Origin of the sequence: Micromonospora sp. NPDC050397 (assembly GCF_044901685.1) — a bacterium.
GTDB lineage: Bacteria > Actinomycetota > Actinomycetes > Mycobacteriales > Micromonosporaceae > Micromonospora_G.
Window position 1 is genome coordinate 25,841 of sequence record NZ_JBJDPS010000022.1, and the last position, 19,358, is coordinate 45,198.

General features: G+C 72.8%; 21 protein-coding genes. 3 read left to right on the forward strand and 18 right to left on the reverse strand.

Features of this window, described 5'->3' with window-relative positions; all coding sequences use genetic code 11:
- Positions 1 to 14: 14 nt before the first annotated feature.
- From argC to ACI2K4_RS34040, 12 genes are all read right to left on the reverse strand, one after another.
- Positions 15 to 1,022 (reverse strand): N-acetyl-gamma-glutamyl-phosphate reductase, encoded by a 1,008-nt coding sequence (argC, locus tag ACI2K4_RS33985; RefSeq protein WP_404517287.1) that lies wholly within the window; start codon positions 1,020 to 1,022, stop codon positions 15 to 17.
- Positions 1,023 to 1,187: 165 nt separating this feature from the next.
- Entirely contained in the window at positions 1,188 to 3,716 is a 2,529-nt protein-coding gene (gene pheT / locus ACI2K4_RS33990; protein WP_404517288.1) for a phenylalanine--tRNA ligase subunit beta, read from the reverse strand.
- A 43-nt stretch (positions 3,717 to 3,759) separates the two neighbouring features.
- On the reverse strand, positions 3,760 to 4,821 hold the full coding sequence (pheS, locus tag ACI2K4_RS33995; RefSeq protein ID WP_404517343.1) for a phenylalanine--tRNA ligase subunit alpha: 1,062 nt from the start codon (positions 4,819 to 4,821) through the stop codon (positions 3,760 to 3,762).
- A gap of 223 nt (positions 4,822 to 5,044) precedes the next feature.
- On the reverse strand, positions 5,045 to 5,905 hold the full coding sequence (locus ACI2K4_RS34000) for a TrmH family RNA methyltransferase (protein WP_404517289.1): 861 nt from the start codon (positions 5,903 to 5,905) through the stop codon (positions 5,045 to 5,047).
- A 31-nt stretch (positions 5,906 to 5,936) separates the two neighbouring features.
- Positions 5,937 to 6,329, reverse strand: coding sequence for a 50S ribosomal protein L20 (gene rplT, locus ACI2K4_RS34005; protein WP_404517290.1), 393 nt, complete (start codon positions 6,327 to 6,329; stop codon positions 5,937 to 5,939).
- A 34-nt stretch (positions 6,330 to 6,363) separates the two neighbouring features.
- Positions 6,364 to 6,558, reverse strand: coding sequence for a 50S ribosomal protein L35 (gene rpmI, locus ACI2K4_RS34010; RefSeq protein ID WP_404517291.1), 195 nt, complete (start codon positions 6,556 to 6,558; stop codon positions 6,364 to 6,366).
- A gap of 19 nt (positions 6,559 to 6,577) precedes the next feature.
- Positions 6,578 to 7,195 carry a translation initiation factor IF-3 gene (infC, locus tag ACI2K4_RS34015; RefSeq protein ID WP_404517292.1) on the reverse strand — a complete coding sequence of 206 codons (618 nt, stop codon included), beginning with the start codon at positions 7,193 to 7,195 and terminating at the stop codon, positions 6,578 to 6,580.
- A gap of 335 nt (positions 7,196 to 7,530) precedes the next feature.
- A complete protein-coding gene (locus ACI2K4_RS34020) occupies positions 7,531 to 7,947 on the reverse strand; it encodes a PH domain-containing protein (RefSeq protein ID WP_404517344.1) in 417 nt (138 codons plus the stop codon).
- Positions 7,948 to 8,035: 88 nt separating this feature from the next.
- On the reverse strand, positions 8,036 to 8,881 hold the full coding sequence (gene hisG, locus ACI2K4_RS34025; protein WP_404517293.1) for an ATP phosphoribosyltransferase: 846 nt from the start codon (positions 8,879 to 8,881) through the stop codon (positions 8,036 to 8,038).
- A 61-nt stretch (positions 8,882 to 8,942) separates the two neighbouring features.
- Positions 8,943 to 9,224, reverse strand: coding sequence for a phosphoribosyl-ATP diphosphatase (locus tag ACI2K4_RS34030; RefSeq protein WP_211349693.1), 282 nt, complete (start codon positions 9,222 to 9,224; stop codon positions 8,943 to 8,945).
- 53 nt (positions 9,225 to 9,277) lie between these two features.
- Positions 9,278 to 10,288 (reverse strand): GerMN domain-containing protein, encoded by a 1,011-nt coding sequence (locus ACI2K4_RS34035; RefSeq protein WP_404517294.1) that lies wholly within the window; start codon positions 10,286 to 10,288, stop codon positions 9,278 to 9,280.
- 103 nt (positions 10,289 to 10,391) lie between these two features.
- A complete protein-coding gene (locus tag ACI2K4_RS34040; RefSeq protein ID WP_404517295.1) occupies positions 10,392 to 10,952 on the reverse strand; it encodes a SigE family RNA polymerase sigma factor in 561 nt (186 codons plus the stop codon).
- Between the two features lie 162 nt (positions 10,953 to 11,114).
- Here ACI2K4_RS34040 and ACI2K4_RS34045 point away from each other — a divergent pair, with 162 nt between their 5' ends.
- Genes ACI2K4_RS34045 through ACI2K4_RS34055 form a run of 3 tightly spaced genes read left to right on the forward strand, consistent with a single transcriptional unit; the run spans position 11,115 to position 13,622 of the window.
- On the forward strand, positions 11,115 to 11,984 hold the full coding sequence (locus ACI2K4_RS34045; protein ID WP_404517296.1) for an ABC transporter substrate-binding protein: 870 nt from the start codon (positions 11,115 to 11,117) through the stop codon (positions 11,982 to 11,984).
- Positions 11,981 to 12,826, forward strand: a complete 846-nt coding sequence (locus tag ACI2K4_RS34050) for an amino acid ABC transporter permease (protein ID WP_404517297.1) — start codon at positions 11,981 to 11,983, stop codon at positions 12,824 to 12,826. Before ACI2K4_RS34045 ends, ACI2K4_RS34050 begins: the two co-directional genes overlap by 4 nt.
- A 4-nt stretch (positions 12,827 to 12,830) precedes the next feature.
- Positions 12,831 to 13,622, forward strand: a complete 792-nt coding sequence (locus ACI2K4_RS34055) for an amino acid ABC transporter ATP-binding protein (protein WP_404517298.1) — start codon at positions 12,831 to 12,833, stop codon at positions 13,620 to 13,622.
- Between the two features lie 28 nt (positions 13,623 to 13,650).
- Here the strand turns inward: ACI2K4_RS34055 and ribH are convergent, their stop codons facing one another.
- From ribH to rpe, 6 genes are all read right to left on the reverse strand, one after another.
- Positions 13,651 to 14,151, reverse strand: coding sequence for a 6,7-dimethyl-8-ribityllumazine synthase (ribH, locus tag ACI2K4_RS34060; RefSeq protein WP_404517299.1), 501 nt, complete (start codon positions 14,149 to 14,151; stop codon positions 13,651 to 13,653).
- 2 nt (positions 14,152 to 14,153) lie between these two features.
- Positions 14,154 to 15,500, reverse strand: coding sequence for a bifunctional 3,4-dihydroxy-2-butanone-4-phosphate synthase/GTP cyclohydrolase II (locus ACI2K4_RS34065; RefSeq protein WP_404517300.1), 1,347 nt, complete (start codon positions 15,498 to 15,500; stop codon positions 14,154 to 14,156).
- Positions 15,497 to 16,102 (reverse strand): riboflavin synthase, encoded by a 606-nt coding sequence (locus tag ACI2K4_RS34070; RefSeq protein WP_404517301.1) that lies wholly within the window; start codon positions 16,100 to 16,102, stop codon positions 15,497 to 15,499. Before ACI2K4_RS34070 ends, ACI2K4_RS34065 begins: the two co-directional genes overlap by 4 nt.
- Before the next feature lie 3 nt (positions 16,103 to 16,105).
- Entirely contained in the window at positions 16,106 to 17,167 is a 1,062-nt protein-coding gene (gene ribD / locus ACI2K4_RS34075; RefSeq protein WP_404517302.1) for a bifunctional diaminohydroxyphosphoribosylaminopyrimidine deaminase/5-amino-6-(5-phosphoribosylamino)uracil reductase RibD, read from the reverse strand.
- Positions 17,168 to 17,629: 462 nt separating this feature from the next.
- Positions 17,630 to 18,622 (reverse strand): response regulator, encoded by a 993-nt coding sequence (locus ACI2K4_RS34080; RefSeq protein WP_404517303.1) that lies wholly within the window; start codon positions 18,620 to 18,622, stop codon positions 17,630 to 17,632.
- Positions 18,619 to 19,299: a ribulose-phosphate 3-epimerase gene (rpe, locus tag ACI2K4_RS34085; protein ID WP_404517304.1), complete on the reverse strand. Its 681-nt coding sequence runs from the start codon at positions 19,297 to 19,299 to the stop codon at positions 18,619 to 18,621. The genes ACI2K4_RS34080 and rpe overlap by 4 nt, the downstream gene beginning before the upstream one ends.
- Between the last annotated feature and the right edge of the window lie 59 nt (positions 19,300 to 19,358).

The window sequence follows — 19,358 nt, forward strand, 5'->3', positions numbered from 1 at the left end:
TCCGTTCGTGCCGGTCACGGCGCCACGCCGTGGACCGGCAGGCCGGTGGTCTCCGGCAGGCCGAGCATCAGGTTGGCGCACTGCACGGCCTGACCCGCCGCGCCCTTGCCGAGGTTGTCGATGGCGCTCACCACGATCACCCGACCCGAGTCGATGTCGACCGTCGCCTGCAGGTGGCAGGAGTTGGAGCCGTAGGTCGCCGCGGTGTGCGGGAACGTCCCCTCGGGCAGGACGTGCACGAACGGGGAGTCGGCGTATGCCTCGGCGAGCACCGCCCTGGGGTCCGCCGCGCCGGGGCCGAGCGGCAGCGCGGTGACGGTGGCGAGGATGCCGCGCGGCATCGGCGCCAGCACCGGGGTGAAGGAGAGGCTGGTCGCGCCGGTCGCCTGCTTGATCTCGGGAACGTGCTGGTGGGCACCGACCTTGTAGGGGGTCAGGTCACCTATCACCTCGCTGCCGAGCAGGTTCGGCTTCGCGTTCCGGCCGGCACCGGAGGTCCCGGAGGCGGCCACCACCACCACGTCGCTCGCGGCGACCGCGCCCGACGCCACCAGCGGCGCGAGGGCGAGGGTGGTGGCGACGGCGTAGCAGCCGGTGGCGGCGACCCGGTCCGCAGCGGCGATCGCGACGCGTTGGCCGGGGAGTTCGGGCAGACCGTAGGTCCACGCCCCGGCGTGGCCGCCGCCGTAGTAGCGGTGCCAGGCCACACCGTCGCGCAACCGGTGGTCGGCGCCGAGGTCGACCACCTTGACCGTTGCCGGCAGCTCCGCGGCCAGCGCCGCGGACTGGCCGTGTGGGAGGGCGAGGAAGACCAGGTCCGCGTCGCCGAGCGTGGCGGGATCGGTCTGGCCGAGCGTCAGATCCAGACCGACCAGGTGCGGGTGCACCGCCGACACGGGCGCACCGGCCTGGCTGTGGGCGGTGGCGGCCACGAGGTCGAGCTCCGGATGCCCGGCGATCAGGCGCAGCAGCTCGCCGCCCGCGTAACCACTGGCCCCGGCGACCGCGACTCGGATACCCATGCCCACCTCCGTATTTCTATACGGACAGGGTATCAGTCGACCAATTGCCACGCAAGACTATACGGCGCGATGGATGATCACTCACAGCCGTCGGTCCAGGCCGAAACGCGTCGCGGTGGCCGGCATCACACCGGCCACCGCGACGTACAACCCCGGGTGTGACCGTCAGGCGCCGCGCAGGGTGGCGCCGAGCCGGGACGCCGCCTCGGCGACGGCCGCGTCCCGCGCGGCCACCGCCTCCTCGACGGTCAGGGTACGGTCCGGCGCCCGGAAGGTCAGCTTGTACGCCAACGACTTCCGCCCCTCGCCGAGTTGCGGCGAGACGTAGACGTCGAACAGCCGTACCGCCTCCAGCAGGGCACCCGCCCCGTCGGCCAGGGCCCGCTGCACGTCCGCCGTGGCGACCTCCTCCGGCACCACCAACGCGACGTCGATCAACGCCGGTGGGAAGGACGAGATCCTCGGCGCGGACCGGACCGGGGTCGGCGGCAGCAGATCCAGGTCCAGCTCCATCGCGCTGCTGCGCCGGGGCAGTTCCAGCGCCTCGACGACGGTCGGGTGCAGTTCGCCCGCGTACCCGACCACGGTGCCGTCGACCAGCAGCTCGGCGCAGCGGCCGGGGTGCCACGGCGCACGTCGCGCCGCGCGCACCACCACGTGCCCGTCCGGGATACCGGCGGCGGCGACCACCATCCGGGCCGCCTCCACCGCGTCCGCCCAGCCGGCCGGCTGGCCCGCGCCCCACCAGCCGGTCCGCTCGACCTCGCCGGCCAGCACCGCGGCCACGTGCCGGGGCTGGTGCGGCAGGACCGCGTCGGCGGCGGCGAACTCGGCGTCGCTGGGCCGGTGCTCGACCGGCATCGGCGCCGGGCTGCCCGCCCCCGGCTTGGGCTCGAACACCGTACCGACCTCGTAGAGGGCCAGGTCACGCTGACCGCGCCCGAGGTTGCGGCGCAGCGCACCGAGCAGCGGGCCGAGCAGCGTGGTACGCAGCAACGGCTCCTCGTCGGAGAGCGGGTTGGCCAACCGCACCGCCCGGCGACGCGAGTCCTCGGCCGGCAGCCCCAGCGCGTCGAAGAGCTGCGGTGACACGAACGGGAACGACACCACCTCGACGTACCCGTTCTCGGCCAGCGTCCGGGCGACGGCCCGGCGGCGCCGCTGCTCGTCGGTGAGCCCGCGACCGGGCGGGGCGAGCGGCAGCACCGAGGGGATCTCGTCGTAGCCGCCCAGCCGGGCGACCTCCTCGACCAGGTCGGCCGGGCCGGTGAGGTCCGGTCGCCAGGTCGGCGGCACGACCCGGAGCAGGTCGGCCTCGGTGGCGACGGTGCAGCCGACCTCCTCCAGCAGCGCGACCACCCGCGCCGTCGGGTACGTCACCCCGATCCGCCGGGTCGGCAGCTCCGGGTCGAGTGCGACCGGCACCGGCGGGCGGGTCTGGTCGAAGTCGAGCACCTCCGCCCCCGCCTCGCCGCCGCCGTACGTGGTGAGCAGGGTGACCGCCCGGTCGAGGGCGACCAGCGGCAGCGCCGGGTCCACCCCGCGCTCCCAGCGCTTGGCCGCCTCGCTGAACAGCTTGTGCCGGCGGGCGGTCCGTCCGACCATCACCGGGTCCCAGTGCGCCGCCTCGAAGAGCACGTCGGTGGTGCTGGCGACCACCTCGCTGGTCTCGCCGCCCATCACCGCGGCGAGCGAGACCGGCAACCCGTCACCGTCACCGGCGGCCGGGTTCGGCCGACCGGCGTCGCAGATCACCATGTCCTCGGCGTCCAGCACCCGGCCGACCCCGTCGAGCGTGGTGAGCTTCTCCCCCGGCACCGCCCGGCGGACCACCAGCGCCCCGGTCAGCCGGTCGGCGTCGAAGGCGTGCATCGGCTGGCCGAGTTCGAGCATCACGTAGTTGGTGATGTCCACCGGCAGCGAGATGGTCCGGATGCCGGCGACCGTCAACCGGCGCCGCATCCACTGTGGGCTCTGCGCGGTCGGATCGATCCCCCGCACCAGCCGGGCCGCGAACCGGTCGCAGCCGACCGGGTCGCGGACCTCGACCGGGTACGCCGGCCGCTCGGTGCCGCCGGGTGCCGGCACCAGTCCCGGGTCACGGAACGGCACCTTGAACGCGTGCGCCAGCTCGCGGGCGACCCCGCGCACCGACAGCCCGTACCCCCGGTCCGGGGTGATCTCCAGCTCGACCACGACGTCGTCGAGCCCGACCACCGGCCGCGCGTCGTCACCGGGCTTGGCCACCGTCTCCGGCGGCAGCACCAGGATGCCGGCGTGGTCCTCGCCGAGCCCCAGCTCCCGGACCGAGCAGATCATGCCGTTGGAGTTGTGCCCGTACGTCTTGCGGGCACCGATCGCGAAGCCGCCGGGCAGCACGCCGCCGGGCAGGATCACCACCACCCGGTCGCCGGGGGCGAAGTTGGTCGCGCCGCAGACGATCTCCTGCAACTCGCCGGTGCCGTTGGCGGCGCCGACGTCGACCCGGCAGAACCGGATCGGCTTCTTGAAACCGGTCAGCTCCTCGATCTCGCGGACCTCGCCGACCACCAGCGAACCGGTGACCGTGGTCCGCAGGTCGACCAGGGACTCGACCTCCAGGCCGAGGTTCACCAGCGCCCGTTCCAGCTCCTCGGTGCCGAGGTCGACCGGCAGGTCGACGTGCTCGCGCAGCCAGGAAAGACCAACTCGCATGACTCAGACCACCGCTTCCGAAGTTCGATTACGCATGCCGCTGCTACACCTCGACGCCGAGCGCGCGGGTGAACCGCACGTCGCCCTCGAACAGGTCGCGCATCTCGCTCGCCCCGTTGCGGACCATCACCGTACGGTCGATGCCCATGCCGAAGGCGAAGCCGGAGTAGACGTCCGGGTCGATCCCGCAGGCGCGCAGGACCTTCGGGTTGACCATGCCGCAGCCACCCCACTCGACCCACTGCGGGCCGCTGCGGTGCTCCGGGAACCAGACGTCGAACTCGGCCGACGGCTCGGTGAACGGGAAGTAGTGCGGGCGCCAGCGGGTACGCGCGTCCGCACCGAACATCGACCGGGCGAAGTGGTCGAGGGTGCCGCGCAGGTGCGCCATAGTGATGCCCTTGTCCACCACCAGCCCCTCGACCTGGTGGAAGACCGGGCTGTGGGTGGCGTCCAGCTCGTCGGTGCGGTAGACCCGCCCGGGGCAGACGACGTAGATCGGCGGCTTGCGGCTGAGCATCGTCCGCGCCTGCACCGGGGAGGTGTGGGTACGCAGCACCAGACCCGGGGTCTCGACGTGGAACGTGTCCATCAGGCCCCGGGCCGGGTGGTCCGGCGGGATGTTCAGCGCGTCGAAGTTGGTCCACTCCAACTCCAGCTCGGGGCCCTCGGCGACCTCGTAGCCCATCCCGACGAAGAGGTCGCCGATCCGCTCCATCAGCAGGGTCAGCGGGTGCCGGGCGCCACGCGGGCGCCGGTCGTACGGGAGGGTGACGTCCACCCGCTCCTCGGCGAGGACCCGCTCGGCCTGGGCGAGCTGGAGTTCGGCCCGCCGCTCGTCGTGGACGGTCTCGATCGCCCGGCGGGCCTCGTTGACCCGCTTGCCGGCGTCCGACTTCGCGGCCGGTGGCAGCGCGCCGATCTCCCGGCGGGCCAGCGAGACCGGCGCCCGGTCACCGAGGTGCGCCGGGCGTAGGGCGGCGAGGGCGTCCGGGTCGGCGGCGGCGGCGAAGGCCGCCCGCGCCGCGGCGACTGCCTCGTCCAGGTTGTCCTGGTCGAGCAGGGCGACCTGTTTCGGGTCGTAGGGATCGTTGCGGTAGGTCATGGCGTACGGGTGCTCCCTCACGGCGGAAGGCCAACCTCGGCGGCGGCCATCAGAGTTTACGGACGCGCGGCGCCGCCGCAGCCCGCCGGTGGGGAGAGGAGAGCGAAAGGGTCAGCCCTGCCGCCCGCCGACACCGGCGGGCTGGCTAAACGAGTCCGTCCTGGCACTCATGGGGCGGCTACTCCTTGGCTCGCGGAAGCTCTGGTCCTCGGCTCTGGAAGCGCTAGTCCCGGACGCGCAGAGCTCTGGCTGAAGCGTACAGGCAGACCGCCGCGGCGGCAGCCAGGTTAAGGCTCTCGGCGCGGCCGTGCAGCGGGACGCGTACCCGCGCGTCGGCCGCGTCGGTCAGCTCCGCCGGCAGGCCGTGCGCCTCCGAGCCGAACAGCCAGGCGGTCGGCCGGGCCAGCCCGCCGGAGTCGGCCAGGTCGTCCAGGTCGGTCTCGCCGTAGCCGGTGGCGGCGAGCACGGTCAGCCCGGCGGCGCGCAGGGCGCCGACCACGGCCGCCGGGTCGGCGGCCCGGACCACGTCGACGTGGAAGAGGCTGCCGGCCGAGGCCCGTACACACTTTCCGTTGTACGGGTCGACGGCGTCACCGGCGAAGATCACCGCTCCCGCCCCGGCCGCGTCGGCGGTACGCAGCACCGTGCCCGCGTTGCCCGGGTCCCGGATCTCGGCCAGTACGGTGACCAGCCGGGGGGCCCGGTCCAGCGCCCGGTCCAGTGGTCGGTCGAACTGCTCGCAGACGGCGACCAGCCCCTGCGGTGCGACCGTCTCGGTGAGCACGGCCAGGGCCTCGTCGGTCACCGGGGAGACGGGTGTGCCGGCGCGGTACGCGGCGTCGGCGAGGTCGGCGTACCGGTCCAGGGCGGCCGGGGTGCCGAAGAGTTCCCGTACCACGCCGGGGAGGGCCAACGCCTCGCGGACCGCCTGCGGCCCCTCGGCGAGGAACCGGCCGGTGCCGTCCCGGTCCCGGCGCCGCTGCAACCGGCGCGCGGCGACCACCCTGGGGGTACGCGGGGTGAAGACCGGTTGGTCCGGGTCCCGGACATGGTCGAGGCGCCCCACCTGCGGTTTGGACGGCATTCGGGGCGCCTCGATCAACTTTCTTGCCCGGTCAGGCGGCCTGAGCCGCCGCGCCGCCGGTGCCCTCGGCCGCGACCGCGGCCCGGGCCACCTCGACGATGGCGGCGAAGGCCACCGCGTCGTTGACGGCCAGGTCGGCCAGGATCTTGCGGTCGACCTCGACGCCAGCCAGCTTGAGCCCCTGGATCAGGCGGTTGTAGGTCATCCCGTTGGCGCGGGCGCCCGCGTTGATCCGGGTGATCCAGAGCTGCCGGAAGTCGCCCTTGCGGTCGCGACGGTCCCGGTAGGCGTACTGCATCGAGTGCAGCACCTGCTCCTTGGCCTTGCGGTACAGCCGGGAACGCTGACCGCGGTAGCCACTGGCGGTCTCGAGCAGGGTACGACGCTTCTTCTGGGCGTTTACAGCCCGCTTGACGCGTGCCATCTCAACTACTCCTTCAGGTTAAGTGGCGGGCGCGTCAGCGGCCCAGCAGCTTCTTGATTCGCTTGGCGTCGACCTTGGCAACCTCGACCGTGCCGGTGAGCCGGCGGGTCTGGGTGGAGGGCTTCTTCTCCAGGTTGTGCCGCAGGCCGGCCTGCTGGGCGACGATCTTGCCGGAGCCGGTCACCTTGACCCGCTTGCCCATTCCGGTGTGGCTCTTCATCTTCGGCATGTGTTGCGTCTCTCCCCTGTTACTCGCCGGCGGTGCCGGCGGGTTCGACCGCCGCCCCGGCCGACGGTGCCTCGGCGGCGTCGGTCGTCTCGGCGTCTCGCTCACGCGGTGCGCCGGCCTTGGCCGCCGTGGCGGCGGCCTTGGTGGCGCGGTGCGGAGCCAAAACCATGATCATGTTTCGGCCGTCCTGCTTCGGCGCGGCCTCGACGTACCCCAGCTCCGAGATCTCCGACTCGAGCCGGCGGAGGAGCCGATAGCCAAGTTCCGGTCGGCTCTGCTCGCGACCACGGAACATGATCGTTACCTTGACCTTGTCACCCGCCTTGAGGAACCGCACCACGTGACCCTTCTTGGTCTCGTAGTCGTGCGGATCGATCTTCGGCCGGAGTTTCATCTCCTTGATGACGGTCTGCTGCTGGTTACGCCGCGCTTCGCGCGCCTTGAGTGCGCTCTCGTACTTGAACTTGCCGAAGTCCATGAGCTTGCACACCGGCGGGCGCGCCATCGGCGCAACCTCGACCAGGTCCAGGTCGACGTCCGCGGCCAGCTGCAGAGCGCGCTCCAGCGGGACGATGCCCACCTGCTCACCCTCAGGGCCGACCAGTCGGACCTCACGTGCCCGGATCTGTTCGTTCACGCGTGGTTCGACGCTGATGGGGCCTCCTCGAGTCGGTTCTCCTTCGGTGCCGACCTCCTCGCCGGCTCCCGGGGTGGGAACCGACCCGGAAAGCAGAAGGCCCCGGCACACGCCAGGGCCCGCTCGACCGGTCAGCACGGCACGCCGCGCGCCGCCTCGGACACGTCCGGGGCGGTTGACCGGACCCGGCCACCGACTGGGGCGACTCGGGTGGGAGCAGGCGCTCCGCTTCAGGCTGTCATCGAGAAACGACGACAGCATGGTCGACCCGCCAAGGTTAGCAGGTCAGGCCGGAAGCCGCGAAAACGGGCGGGCCACCGGCGGGTCGGGGTGACTCAGCTCGCCGCCGGCACCGGCTGCGCGCTCTGGTGCAGGGCCCGGAGCGCGCGTACGCCGACCACCGCCGAGTCCTTGTCCACCGCCTGCACGGCGATCATCGGGATCAGCTCGTCGTCGTGCAGCTCCAGGCTGGCCCAGGGCGAGCCCCGGTCGAACCGGACCGCCCGGACCACCTCCCAGGGCAGGTTGTACGAGCCGAGCACGTTGCGCACCCGCACCCCGTTGGCGTCCGCCTCGACCCGGACCCGGGTGAAGAGCAGCACGATCGCCGCGCCGAGCACACCCAGGCCGATCATGGCGAACGAGTCGCCGCGCTGGAAGGTGGCCGCGCCCTGGCCGGTCGACCCGTGCAGCGCCAGCCCCAGCGCGGTGAAGGTCACCACCAGGGCCGGGGCGAGGATCCAGCACATCATCCGCAGCCGGTGCGGTCGGAGCCGGAGAACGTCGGGTTCGGTCACGCCCGCCATCTTGCCATCTCCGGCCGCACCGTCGGCGGGCGGTTCAGAGCCGGCAGGCGTGGATGTCGGTGACCAGGATCGCCCGGGCGCCGAGGTCGTACAACTCGTCCATGATCCGGTGTACGTCGGCGCGCAGCACCATCGCCTGGACCGCCACCCACCCCTCCCGGTGCAGCGGTGAGATGGTCGGCGACTCGATGCCCGGGGTGAGCGCGGTGGCCCGGTCGAGCAGGTCGGCCCGGACGTCGTAGGCGAGCATCACGTACCGACGGGCGACCAGCACCCCGTGCAACCGGCGCAGCAGCTGTTCGGCCTGGGGGTTCGCCGGAGCGCCGAGCCGGCGGATCAGCACCGCCGACGACCGCAGGATCGGCTCGCCGACGACCACCAGCCCGGCCTGGCGCAGGGTGGCGCCGGTCTCCACCACGTCGGCCACCACGTCGGCCACGCCGAGCCGGACCGCGTTCTCGACCGCGCCGTCGAGCCGGACCACGTCCGCCTCGATGCCGTGCTCGACCAGGTGGCGTTCCACCACCCCGGGGTACGCGGTGGCGATCCGCCGGCCGGCGATCTCGTCCACCGAGGCGATGGTCTCCGGGGAGGCGGCGAACCGGAAGGTGGCGCCGCCGAAGTTGAGGTCGAGCACCTCCTCGGCCGGGCTGCCGGCGTCGATCAGCAGGTCCCGCCCGGTGATGCCGAGGTCGAGGTCGCCGGAGCCGACGTAGGTGGCGATGTCACGGGGACGGAGGTAGAAGAACTCGACGTTGTTCGGCTCGTCCCGACAGACCAGGTCCTTCGGGTCGGTGCGCTGGCGGTAGCCCGCCTCGCGCAGCATCTGGGCGGCGGGGGCGGAGAGGGTGCCCTTGTTGGGGATGGCGATGCGCAGCATCTGAGGTGCTCCTTCGATCGGCTGGACGGGGTTCGGCCGTTGAATCGGGGGCGGTGGCACCTCAGAGATGTCGGTACACGTCCTTGAGCTCCAGGCCGGTCGCGAGCATCAGCACCTGGGCCTGGTAGAGCAGTTGGGAGATCTCCTCGGCGGCCCGCTCGGGGCCCTCGTGCTCGGCGGCCATCCACGACTCGGCCGCCTCCTCGACGACCTTCTTGCCGATCGCGTGGACGCCGCGCTCCAGGGCGGCCACCGTCGCCGAGCCCGGAGTGCCGGCGGCGGCCTTGGCCTGCAGCTCGGCGAACAGCTCTTCGAACGTCTTCACGGAATCGGATTCTCGCAGCCGCCCGCCGCCGTCCGCCGCGCCGGGTCGTCCCCGGCCAACAGGTGGACCGGTCAGCCGACCGTCACCTCGTGGTCGTCCAGGTGCCGTACGCCGCCGCCGGTGGCCGCCGCCGCGTACGCCTGGAGGGTGTAGTCGCCCGGCGGGAGGCTCAGCCGGACCCGCGCCTCACCCTGTGCCGGTGACCCGGCGGAGAGGGTGAGCAGCCGTTCGGTGACGGTCCGGTTGCCCTGGAGCACCCGCAGGTGCACCCCGGCCGGGCCGACGGTCCCGGCGACGTGCACCTCCAGATCGCGCCCGACCCGGTCCCCCTGCTGCGGGCTGATCAGCCAGACCGGGGCGAGTACGTCCACCGCCGGGGCTCGCCCCAGCACCTCCCGTACGTCGACCCGGTCCCAGAGCCGGTCCACCGGTACGCCGTCGAGCAGCAGCCGTACCCCGGTGATCCCGGTCACCGCGGTGGCCGTCCAGACCAGTTGCTGGACCGCCTGGGCCGCCACCCGGTCATCGGCCGAGCCGCTGACCGGCACCGGGGCGGCGGCGCCGGCCAGGTCGACGGTGGCGGTGCCGGCGGAGACCGTGACCGCGCGCAGGCGCGTCCCCGGCGGCCAGCCGGCGCGGTAGTCGGGATCGCGCGCCCCGGCGGACTCGACCAGGTGCCGCAGCGCGGCCCGGACCCGGTCCGCGGGCGACCCGTCGCCCACCGGCAGCGGACGGAACTCGCGGTAGAGCCCGTGCTCCGGGTCGGCACCCTGGTAGTAGACGGCGACCGGGGCGGTCGCCGGCCCGGCCGAGGACGGCTCGGCACCGGGTGAGGACGGCTCGGCACCGGGCGACGGCGCGGGACCGGGCCGGACCGGCGGACCGCAGGTGCTCACCACGGCCGCGCAGGCGACCACGACGGCGGCCCCGACCAGCAGCCGGTCGAGCGACGCGAACCGCGTCCGCCGCCACCACCACCGCCGCCGCCGAATCCGGCGGCGGATACTGTCGAGCGCCACCGGGGAGACCTCGACCCGGCCGGCCTCGTCGGCGAGCACCTGGCGCAGCAGTTCCTCGTTCATCGCGACGCCCCCGGCGCCCCGTTCGGCGCGGCGGCCCAGCAGGCCCCGTTCGGCGCGGCAGCCCAGAAGGTCCCGTTCGGCGCGGTAGCCGCGAAGGCCCCGCTCATCGCAGCGCGCCCAGCGACTGGCGCAGGGCGGCGACCCCGCGCGAGGTGTGGCTCTTCACCGCACCCCGGCTCACCCCCATCACCTCGGCGGTCTCGGCCTCGGAGAGGTCGGCGTAGTAACGCAGCACGATCGCCTCCCGCTGCCGGGTGGGCAGGGCCCGCAACGCGGCCAGCACCGCGTCGTGGCGGAGCAGGGCGAGCGCCCCGGCCTCGGCGCTCGGCGCGTCCGGCTCGGGCCGGGTGCGGGCCAGGTGCGCCCGTACCACCTGGCGGTGGCGCAGCGCCGAGCGGCTCCGGTTGACCACCGTCACGCGCAGGTAGGCCAGCGCACGGTCGGCCTCGCGCAGCCGGGGCCAGTGCGCGTGCAGTGCCACGTACGCGTCCTGCACGACCTCCTCGGCCGCCTCCCGGTCGTGCAGCAGCAACGCGGCGAGCCGGACCAGCGGGCGGTAGTGCGCGGCGAAGAGACGGGTCACCGCCTCGTCCGCGCCCCACTGTGCCCGTGGGTACGGCATGGTCCTCCCGCCGAGCGCGCCGGTCAGCGGATGGATGGTCACCTGTGGACGACGCGCGATTCCTGTCTCCGGTTTACCGCCGGTCGGCGAATGGCACCAGTCGGTGACCGGAAGCCGACCGGCACCACGCCGGGGACACGATGCCCTAGCGACGTGATGGGGAACTCTATGGACGACCGTGCACCCGCGCCTATGCTGTCCGCCATGGCTCGTCCTACCGTGCCGGTCGCCCTCGGGGCCGCGACCGTCCTCCTCGCCGCCCTCGCCGGCTGCGCCCCGCAGGATGCAGCGGACCCGTCGACCCCGTCCGGGCCCGCCGAGGCGTCCTGCGAGAAGTCCGCCCTCAGCACCAAGACGCCGGGCAGGCTGACCATCGGCACCGACGAGCCGGCGTACGAGCCGTGGTTCACCGACAACAAGCCGGAGAACGGCGAGGGCTTCGAGTCGGCGGTCGCGTACGCGGTCGCGGAGCGGCTCGGCTACGCCCGTACCGAGGTGGTCTGGAACCGGGTGAAGTTCGAGAACGCGATCGCTCCCGGGCCGAAGGACTTCGACTTCGACATCAACCAGTTCTCCATCACGGAGGAGCGCAAGCAGGCGGTCGACTTCTCCGCGCCGTACTATCTGGTCCGCCAGACGGTGATCGCGCTGAAGTCGTCGAAGATCGCCGGCAGGACCACGCTGGCCGACCTGCGGGGCGCCACCCTCGGCGCCCAGGTCGGCACCACCAGCTACCAGGCGATCACCGACGTGCTCAAGCCCGGCCCCAAGCCGCAGGTGTTCAACACCAACGACGACGCCAAGAAGGCGCTCCAGAACGGACAGATCGACGGGTTGGTGGTGGACCTGCCGACCGCGTTCTACATCACCGGCGCCGAACTCACCGACGCCACCATCGTCGGCCAGGTGCCGCAGGTCGGCGTGCCGGAGACGTTCGGCCTGGTGCTGGACAAGGGCTCGCCGCTGACCGGCTGCGTCGGCCGGGCGGTCACCGAACTGCGCGACGCGGGCACGCTGGGCGAGCTGGAGAAGAAGTGGCTCGCCCAGGTGGCGGGCGCGCCCGAGCTGACGTGAGCCTGCTCGACCACTCCCCCTCCGCGTACGCCCGCGACCGGGCCGCCTACCGGCACCGGCAGACGGTCCGCTCGGTGCTGGTCGCCGCCGCCTCCACCGGGGTGCTCGGCGCGCTGCTGGTCGTCGCGGTCACCGGTTCACCGGGCTGGGACCGGGTCCGACAGTCCTTCCTCGACCCGGAGATCGCCCGGGCGGCACTGCCGGACGTGCTGGCCGGGCTCTGGCTCAACGTCCGGCTGCTCTTCTTCTGCGCCCTCGGCGCGCTCGCCCTCGGCCTGGTGGTGGCCCTGCTGCGCACCCTGCGCGGCCCGGTCTTCTTCCCGGTCCGGGCACTGGCCACGGGCTACACGTACGTCTTCCGGGGAATGCCGCTGATCATCGTGCTCTACGTCTTCACCCTCGGCGTGCCGGGTCTGCGGTTGCAGGGCATGCCCCCGGTGCTGGTGCTCGGCGGCGCGGCGCTGGTGTTCACGTACAGCGGTTACCTGGCGGAGGTGTTCCGGGCCGGGATCGAGTCGGTGCACCCGAGCCAGTTCGCCGCCGGCCGCTCGCTCGGGTTGACCTACCGGCAGACGATGCGTCACGTGGTGCTGCCGCAGGCCGCCCGCCGGGTCGCCCCGCCGCTGCTCAACGACGTGGTCGCGCTCCAGAAGGACGTCGGGCTGGTCTCCCTGGCCGGGCCGATCGACGCGGTACGGGCGGCCCAGATCCAGACCGCCGTGCACTTCAACTACACCCCGTACGTCGTCGCCGGGGTGCTGTTCGTGCTGCTCGCGATCCCGCTGATCGCGGTGACCGACTGGGTGACCCTGCGCGCCGCCCGCCGCCAGGCCGGAGGGTGAACCGGTGACCGTGACCGACCGGAGCACGCCGGACGCGACCCGGGACGCGACCACCGGCCTGCTCGCCTGCCGGGGACTGCGCAAGGCGTACGCCGGCCGGACCGTGCTGGACGGGCTCGACCTGGACGTGGCCGAACACGAGGTGGTGGCGTTGATCGGCGCCTCCGGCTCGGGCAAGTCGACCCTGCTGCGCTGCCTCAACCTGCTCGACGACATCGACGACGGAACGATCCACCTGGACGGCGAGCACATCACCGACCCCCGGATCGACCCCGACCTGGTACGTCGCCGGATCGGCATCGTGTTCCAGTCGTACAACCTGTTCCCGCACCTGAGCGTGCTGGACAACATCACCCTGGCGCCCCGGCGGGTCTACCGGCGCGGCCGGACCGAGGCCGAGACCCAGGCCCGGGAACTGCTCGACCGGGTGGGGCTGGCGGATCACGCGACGTCCTACCCGGACCGGCTCTCCGGCGGCCAGCAGCAGCGGGTGGCGATCGTCCGGGCCCTGGTCAACTCGCCCCGGCTGATGCTGCTGGACGAGGTCACCTCCGCCCTCGACCCGGAGCTGGTGGGTGAGGTGCTGAACCTGGTCCGCGAACTCAAGTCGGACGGGATGACCATGGTGCTGGCCACCCACGAGATGGGCTTCGCCCGGGAGGTCGCCGACCGGGTCTGTTTCCTCGACGGCGGCCGGGTGATCGAGCAGGGACCGCCGTCCCGGGTGTTGGGCGAGCCGACGCAGGCCCGCACCCGGCAGTTCCTCCGGCGGATCATCGAGGCCGGTCGGCTCTGAGCGCCGACCGGCCCCGACGACCCCCGGTTCAGCCGCCGAAGCCGAGCTGCCCGGTACGCGGCTTCAGGTCCCGGATCGCCAACGCCGCGTCGAGGGCGGCGACGGTGGCCGCCCAGCCCTTGTCCTCGGCCGATCCGGGCAGACCGGCCCGGTCCCGAGCCTGGTCGATCGTGTTCACCGTGAGCACACCCTGGCCGACCGGCTTACCGGCGTCCAGGGCGACCCGGGTCAGTCCGTCGGTCACCGACCGGCAGACGTAGTCGAAGTGCGCGGTGCTGCCCCGGACCACCACTCCGAGGGCCACCACCACGTCGTACTCCCGGGCCATGGCCTGGGCGACCACCGGCAACTCCACCGAGCCGGCGACCCGGGCCACGCGAACGTTGCGCACCCCGGACGCCTCGGCCGCCGCCACCGCCCGCTCGACCATGTGGTCGGTCAGCTCGCCGTGCCACCGGGCCGCGACCACGCCGACGGTCAGCCCCGCCGCGTCCACCGCGTCCGCACCCGGTTCCCCGAACCCCGCCATCGTCACACCGTTCCTTCCGTGATGCCGTCGAGCTCGCCCAACAGGTGGCCCATCCGGTCCCGCTTGGTCCGCAGGTAGCGGACGTTCTCCGGGGTCGCCCGCACCGGCAGGCCCTCCCGCCCGGTGATGGTCAGCCCGTACCCCTCCAGCCCGGCCCGCTTGGCCGGGTTGTTGGTGAGCAGCCGCATGGACCGTACGCCGAGGTCGTAGAGGATCTGTGCGCCGGTGCCGTACTCCCGGGCGTCGGCCGGCAGGCCCAGGTCCAGGTTGGCGTCCACGGTGTCCCGCCCCTGGTCCTGCAACTGGTACGCCTGGAGCTTGTGCAGCAGGCCGATGCCCCGCCCCTCGTGCCCGCGTACGTAGAGCACGACGCCGCGCCCCTCCTGCGCCACCCGGTCCATCGCGGCGTGCAACTGCGGCCCGCAGTCGCACCGCAGCGAGCCGAAGACGTCCCCGGTGAGGCACTCGGAGTGCACCCGGACCAGCACGTCCTGCCCGTCACCGATCTCGCCGAAGACGAGCGCGACGTGCTCGGACGGGTCGTTGGCGACCCGGTAGCCGAGCGCCCGGAAGTGCCCCTGCGGCGTCGGCAGCTTCGCCTCGGCGACCAGCTCGACCTGCTTCTCGGTCCGCCGCCGGTACGCGATCAGGTCGGCGACGCTGATCAGCGTCAGACCGTGGTCGGCGCTGAACTTCTCCAGGTCCGGCAGGCGCATCATGGTGCCGTCGTCGTTGACCAGCTCGCAGAGCACCCCGGCCTCGTTCAGCCCGGCGAGCCGGGCCAGGTCGATCGCGGCCTCGGTGTGTCCCGCCCGGCGCAGCACCCCGCCGGCCCGCGCCCGCAGCGGCACCACGTGACCCGGACGGGCCAGGTCGGTCGAGCGGGTCGCCGGGTCGGCGAGCAGCCGGATGGTGTGCGCCCGGTCGGCGGCCGAGATCCCGGTGCTGACCCCCTCGCGGGCGTCCACCGTCACCGTGTACGCGGTGCCGCGCCGGTCCTGGTTGGTGTGGTACATCGGCGGCAGTTCGAGCCGGTCGGCCGCGGCCTCGGTGATCGGCGCGCAGATGTAGCCCGACGTGTAGCGGACCGTGAAGGCGAGCAGCTCCGGTGTGGCCAGCTCGGCCGCGAAGATCAGGTCGCCCTCGTTCTCCCGGTCGGCGTCGTCCACCACGACCACCGGTCGACCGGCGGCGATCTGCGCGATCGCCTCCTCGACCGAGGCGAAGGCGGAGTCGTCGGACGCCGAGCCGGAGGAGCCGGGCCCGCCGGAGGAGCCGGGCGCCGCGCCGTCGGACCGGCCGGGGTCGGGCCGGGTGAAGTCTGCCTCGACGAGTGTCGACTCGCTCATGACGTCGCCTTTCCGGTGCCGAGTAGCCGCTCGACGTACTTGGCGACCACGTCCACCTCCAGGTTGACCGGGTCGCCGAGCTTCTTGTGGCCGAGCGTGGTGAGCTTGAGCGTGGTCGGGATCAGGCCGACGGCGAACTCGTCGTCGCCGATCTCGGAGATGGTCAGGGAGACGCCGTCCACGGTGATCGAGCCCTTCTCCACCGCGTACCGGGCGATCGCGGCGGGCAGCGAGAACCGCACCGTCTCCCACTGTTCGGCCGGCTCGCGACCGATGATCTCGCCGACGCCGTCGACGTGCCCCTGCACCAGGTGCCCGCCGAGCCGGGTGCCGAGCGTCGCCGCCCGTTCCAGGTTGACCGGGTCGCCCGGGGCGAGCCCGCCGAGCGCGGAACGTCGCAGGGTCTCCCCCATCACGTCCGCCGTGAACGTGTCGCCGTCGACGTCCACCACGGTCAGACAGACACCGTTGACCGCGATCGAGTCGCCGTGCCGGGCGTCCGAGGTCACCACCGGGCCGCGTACGACCACCAGGGCGGAGTCGGCCCCCGTGTCGGCCAGCCGTACGACCTCGCCCAGTTCCTCCACAATGCCGGTGAACATGTCTCAGCCCTCCCTCTTCAGGGGCAGCGCGGTGATCCGCAGGTCGGGACCGACCTGGGTGATGTCGACGAACTCCAGGTCGATGACCTCGGAGATGGTTCGTGGTCCGGCCTCGGCGAGCGCGGCCGGGCCGGCGCCGAGCAGTTTGGGCGCGACGTAGCCGACCACCTTGTCGACCAGCCCGGCGGCGAGGAACGCGCCCGCGAGTGTCGGCCCGCCCTCCAGCAGCGCGGCCCGCACCCCCCGCTGGTAGAGCCCGGTCATCAGGGCGTCCAGGTCGACCCGGTCCTCCTTGGTGGCGCCGACCTCCGCGGTGGTCACCACCCAGGTGCGCGCGGCGCCGTCGCGCACGCGGGCGTCCGCCGGGGTACGCCCCTCGCTGTCGACCACCACCCGCAGCGGCTGCCGGATGGCCAGGCTGCCGTCGCGCAGGTTCCGGGCGGTCAGTCGCGGGTCGTCGGCGAGCACGGTGCCGATGCCGACGACCACCGCGTCGACCGTGCCGCGCAGCGCGTGCACGTCCATCCGGGACGCCTCGGAGGTGATCCACATGCTGGTGCCGTCGGCCGCCGCCGAACGGCCGTCGATGGTCGAGGCGAACTTCCAGATGACGTACGGACGGCCCCGGCGTACGGCGGTCAGCCAGGCGATGTTGCCGGCCTCCGCCTCGGCGGCGCGTACCCCGATCTCCACCTCGACCCCGGCGTCGCGCAGGGTCCGGGCACCGCCGGAGGCGACCAGGTTCGGATCCGGTACGCCGATCACCACCCGGGCCACCCCGGCCTGGATCAGCGCACCCGTGCACGGGCCGGTACGGCCGGTGTGGTCACAGGGTTCGAGGGTGACCACGGCGGTGCCGCCCCGGGCGCGCGAGCCGGCCTGGGCCAGCGCGACGATCTCGGCGTGCGGACCACCCGCGTAGGCGTGGAACCCCTCCCCGACCAACTCCCCGTCGGCGTCGAGCAGGACGCAGCCAACCACCGGATTGGGGCTGGTGCTGCCCAGGCCGCGGGCGGCCAACTCGATCGCCCGACGCATCGCCGCATCGGTGGAGACGCTCACCATGTCCGTGCCCCTACTCTCCTCGCTCGTCGGTCAAACGCGCGACGAGGGGGAGACATTCCGGCACGAACTGGCCGGCACGGGCGGCGGCGGAGGAACCCGGAGACGGCACGGCCGCCCCCGGCGGGTGGCCCGAACCCGGACGCCAGACAGCGCGGTTCGAGACCCGTCCGTCCCGCGCGCTGTCTCCCATCCGGACTGTCTGACCACGGGCACAGGCCCGCGCTCAACCGTCGGCCCCGGATTCTCACCAGGTCCACCGCTCGACACAGGGTCGACCGGGTCGCGGGCTTACCGTGGCCGTGGCCGCGGATCACCGCCGGTTCGGAATTTCACCGAGTCCCGCCAGCGCGTGGTGGGTACGTCGTGAGTCTTACACGGGTACGGCCCTCGATCGCCACCGGCGCGACCTACTTCACACCGCCGGGCTATCCGCCCTGCGCCCAATCGGGCGGGAATAATCCGTCAGCGGTCTGAGATGTCCCGGCGGGGCGGTTCGGCCTCGACCCGGCGCCGGTCGACGGCCACGTACGAGCCGGGCTGGTGCTTGGCCAGACTCTTCATCTCCGAGGCGGCGGCGATCACCTCGAGCGGGTCGGTGAACCGCCGCTCGGGGACCGAGAGGGAGACCCCGATCGAGAGCGTCACCAACGCGGCCCGCTGTACGTTGCCCCGCCGGTCGCGCAGCTCGACGTAGCCCCGACCGGCGTCCGAGGGGTCGTACAGTTCGTCGGCGGCCTTCTCGAAGTCGACCACCGCCTTCTCGGTCAGCGGCCGGACCTGGTCCGGGCTGCACACGATGACAAAGTCGTCGCCGCCGATGTGGCCGAGGAACGCGGGCGGCAGCCCGACCGAGACCACCGCCCGGTGCAGGCTGCGGGCCAGCGCGCTGATGAACTCGTCGCCCCGGCTGAAGCCGTAGCGGTCGTTGACGCTCTTGAACCGGTCGATGTCGACGTAACCGACCGCGTAGTCCACCCCGCTGCGGACCCGGTCGGTGATCTCCCGCCGGACCCGGGTGTTGCCCGGCAGCCCGGTCAGCGGGGAGACCTCGCGGAACTCCTTGTTGCGACGCAGGGTGGAGCTGACCCGGGCGATCAACTCGGCCGTGTCGAAGGGCTTGACCAGGTAGTCGTCCGCTCCGGCGGTGAGGCCGTGCACCTTGTCCACGGTCATGCCCTTGGCGGTCAACATGATCACCGGCAGGGCCGAGGTCAACGGGTTCGCCCGGAGCCGGCGGGTGAGTTCGAGACCGTCGATCCGGGGCATCATCAGGTCGACCACGGCCAGGTCCGGCCGCTCCTGCTCGATCATCTCCAGGGCTTCCTGGCCGTCCCGGGCGTGCCGCACCTCGAAACCGTGCAGTCGCAGGTTGAACTCCACAAAACGGGCGATATCCTCGTCGTCGTCGACAACCAGGATCAGATCCTTCGGGTCCTCTACCGGCTCGACGCTCACGGCTGCGGCACGGCGCGCGCGGCCAACCCCCGCAGGTGCCCGATCGCCGCCGCCGGGTCGGCCGCGCCGTAGATCGCGGTGCCGGCGACAAACGCGTCCGCGCCGGCCGCCGCCGCCTGCTCGATGGTGTCCGCGGCGATCCCGCCGTCGACCTCGATCCGCAACTCCAGGTGGCCGCTGGCGACGTGCCGACGGGCGGCGCGGACCTTGTCGAGCAGCTCCGGGATGAACCGCTGCCCGCCGAACCCGGCCTTGATCGTCATGATCAGCAGGGTGTCGAAACTCGGCAGCAGTTCGAGGTACGGCTCGATCGGGGTGTCCCGGTCGATCGCCAGGCCCGCCTTGGCACCGGCCGACCGGAGCTCCTTCGCCAACGCGACCGGGTTGTCACACGCCTCCGCGTGGAACGTCACGTTGTACGCCCCGGCATCGGCGTAGGCCGGCGCCCACCGCCTCGGGTCCTCGATCATCAGGTGCACGTCGAACGGCAGGCCACTGACCGCGAGCAGGCTCTGCACCACCGGAAGCCCGATGGTCAGGTTCGGCACGAAGTGGTTGTCCATCACATCCACGTGCAGCCAGTCCGCCGCCGACTCGACCACCCGGGCCTCGTCGGCGAGATGCGCGAAGTCGGCGGCGAGAATGCTGGGCGCGATGATCGGCGTCGGTGCGGTCACCGGGCCAGTCTACGAACGCACGCCACCCGTACGACACGGGCCACCGGACCCGTCCAACC

What these genes read in the sequence shown, in the direction of transcription:
- argC (WP_404517287.1), bottom strand. Translation starts at nt 1,022, where the DNA reads ATGGGTATCCGAGTCGCGGTCGCCGGGGCCAGTGGTTACGCGGGCGGC.
- pheT (WP_404517288.1), bottom strand. Translation starts at nt 3,716, where the DNA reads ATGCGAGTTGGTCTTTCCTGGCTGCGCGAGCACGTCGACCTGCCGGTC.
- pheS (WP_404517343.1), bottom strand. Translation starts at nt 4,821, where the DNA reads ATGACCTACCGCAACGATCCCTACGACCCGAAACAGGTCGCCCTGCTC.
- ACI2K4_RS34000 (WP_404517289.1), bottom strand. Translation starts at nt 5,905, where the DNA reads ATGCCGTCCAAACCGCAGGTGGGGCGCCTCGACCATGTCCGGGACCCG.
- rplT (WP_404517290.1), bottom strand. Translation starts at nt 6,329, where the DNA reads ATGGCACGCGTCAAGCGGGCTGTAAACGCCCAGAAGAAGCGTCGTACC.
- rpmI (WP_404517291.1), bottom strand. Translation starts at nt 6,558, where the DNA reads ATGCCGAAGATGAAGAGCCACACCGGAATGGGCAAGCGGGTCAAGGTG.
- ACI2K4_RS34020 (WP_404517344.1), bottom strand. Translation starts at nt 7,947, where the DNA reads ATGATGTGCTGGATCCTCGCCCCGGCCCTGGTGGTGACCTTCACCGCG.
- hisG (WP_404517293.1), bottom strand. Translation starts at nt 8,881, where the DNA reads ATGCTGCGCATCGCCATCCCCAACAAGGGCACCCTCTCCGCCCCCGCC.
- ACI2K4_RS34035 (WP_404517294.1), bottom strand. Translation starts at nt 10,288, where the DNA reads ATGAACGAGGAACTGCTGCGCCAGGTGCTCGCCGACGAGGCCGGCCGG.
- ACI2K4_RS34045 (WP_404517296.1), top strand. Translation starts at nt 11,115, where the DNA reads ATGGCTCGTCCTACCGTGCCGGTCGCCCTCGGGGCCGCGACCGTCCTC.
- ribH (WP_404517299.1), bottom strand. Translation starts at nt 14,151, where the DNA reads ATGGCGGGGTTCGGGGAACCGGGTGCGGACGCGGTGGACGCGGCGGGG.
- ACI2K4_RS34065 (WP_404517300.1), bottom strand. Translation starts at nt 15,500, where the DNA reads ATGAGCGAGTCGACACTCGTCGAGGCAGACTTCACCCGGCCCGACCCC.
- ACI2K4_RS34070 (WP_404517301.1), bottom strand. Translation starts at nt 16,102, where the DNA reads ATGTTCACCGGCATTGTGGAGGAACTGGGCGAGGTCGTACGGCTGGCC.
- ribD (WP_404517302.1), bottom strand. Translation starts at nt 17,167, where the DNA reads ATGGTGAGCGTCTCCACCGATGCGGCGATGCGTCGGGCGATCGAGTTG.